Below are 1903 nucleotides of genomic sequence, written 5' to 3'. Positions count from 1 at the left end.
CGCGCTGATGGCCGACGGCGTCGCGCCGAAGGACGTCTACAAGGTGCTGGCGACCGACGAGGGCATCGAGCGCGCCTTCAAGAAGCTCGACACCATCAAGGGCGACCTCGTCTGGTGGAAGGCCGGCGCCCAGCCGCCGCAATTGCTCGCTTCCGGCGAGGTGGTCATGACCTCGGTCTATAATGGCCGCATCGACACCGCGAACAAGAAAGAGAAGAAGAATTTTGGCATGGTGTGGGACGGCGCGCTCTTCACCCTCGATAGCTGGGTCATCCTGAAGGGCAGCCCCAACAAGGACGCGGCCTACAAGTTCCTCGATTTTGCCGGCAAGGCGGAGAACCAGTCAAAACTCTCCGAGAACATCGCCTACGGCACCTCGAACAAGGGCGCTGCCGCCCTGATCCCGGCGGCCGTCCTGCAGGACCTGCCGACCGCGCCCGACAACATCAAGAATGCGGTCGAGATCAACGTCGCCTTCTGGCTCGAGAATATCGATCGCCTGACCGAGCGCTTCAACAAATGGGCCGCGAAGTAACGCGGCCCGCAAATCAATGACGGATGCGCTCGCAACCGGCGCCGACGCGTCGACCGGGGTGCCGCTCAAGCGCCGATTGCGGCGCGCGGAGCGGACACGCCAGGTCAAGGCATTGGCGCTGGTAGCACCGCTTCTCGTCTTCCTGCTCTTCACCTTTGCCGGCCCGATCGCCGGCATGCTGTGGCGTTCGGTCGAAGACCGCGAGGTGCGTCAGGTTCTGCCGCAAACGGTTGCCGCGCTCGCCGACTGGGACGGCAAGGATCTGCCGGCAGAAAAGGCGTACGCGGCGCTCGCAAGCGACATCCTTGCGGCGCGCGCCTCCGGCACCATCGCTGTCGCAGCCAAGCGGCTGAACTACGCACTCAATGGTTTTCGCACGATCCTCACCAGCACGGCGCGCAATCTGAAATCGCCGCCGGAGCCCGGCACGGCCAGGGAGACGCTTGCCAAGATCAATCCGGCGTGGCGCGACCGCGCCACCTGGACGACGATCAAGGACGCCAGTGGTCCAATCACCGGCTTCTATCTGCTGGCGGCGCTCGACCTGACGCGGGACGCGGACGGCGCGATCGTCGCGGCGCCGCCGGATCAGGCCATCTACCGCAGCCTGTTCGCCCGCACCTTCATCATCAGTCTCAGCGTCACGGTGCTCTGCCTGATCCTCGGCTTCCCGGTCGCCTATTTGCTGGCGACGCTGCCGCCGGGACGGTCGAACCTGCTGATGATCTTCGTGCTGCTGCCGTTCTGGACCTCGCTCCTGGTCCGCACCTGCGCCTGGATCGTGCTGCTGCAGAGCCAGGGCGTCGTCAACGACAGCCTGCGCTGGCTCGGCATCATCGACGAGCCGTTGCGCCTGATCTACAACCGTTTTGGCGTCTGCGTGGCGATGACGCACGTGCTGCTGCCCTTCATGATCCTGCCGCTGTACAGCAGCATGAAGGCGATCTCGCCCGCTTACATGCGTGCAGCCGCCTCGCTCGGTGCACCGCCGCTCACGGCCTTCCTGCGCATCTACCTGCCGCAGACCCTGCCCGGCATCGGCGCCGGAAGCCTGCTCGTCTTCATCCTGGCGCTCGGTTACTACATCACGCCGGCGCTCGTCGGCGGCGCCGCCGATCAGATGATCAGCTATTTTATCGCGCTCTACACCACCGAGACCGCGAACTGGGGCCTGGCTTCCGCGCTGGGCGCGGTGCTGCTGCTCGCCACCCTGCTGTTGGCAGCGGTCTACGGCAAGCTGGTGAGCGGACAGCAGGTCACGGGAGGGATGAAGAATTGAGAGACAATGCCTCCCTCCGCACACCCAGCCAGCGCATGGCGTGGACCGCGACGATCGTCGTCTCCACGCTGGTGTTCATCTTCCTGATC

2 protein-coding genes and 1 pseudogene are annotated in these 1903 nt (G+C 65.1%); all 3 read left to right on the top strand.

Annotated features, from left to right (window positions below):
* Window positions 1-535 (top strand): extracellular solute-binding protein (locus C2U70_RS32610; RefSeq protein ID WP_140982880.1); only part of this gene is annotated, 535 nt, incomplete at its 5' end.
* Between the two features lie 16 nt (window positions 536-551).
* Entirely contained in the window at window positions 552-1814 is a 1263-nt protein-coding gene (locus C2U70_RS32605) for an ABC transporter permease (protein ID WP_140982878.1), read from the top strand.
* Window positions 1811-1903: pseudogene (locus C2U70_RS33845) on the top strand (ABC transporter permease); the annotation flags it as partial. The gene C2U70_RS32605 and the pseudogene C2U70_RS33845, both read left to right, overlap by 4 nt.

It is taken from the genome of Bradyrhizobium guangdongense, from assembly GCF_006483445.1.
Classification (GTDB): domain Bacteria; phylum Pseudomonadota; class Alphaproteobacteria; order Rhizobiales; family Xanthobacteraceae; genus Bradyrhizobium; species Bradyrhizobium guangdongense_A.
The sequence above is the reverse complement of the archived record's forward strand: the minus strand, read 5'-3'. Positions and strand labels throughout refer to the sequence as shown.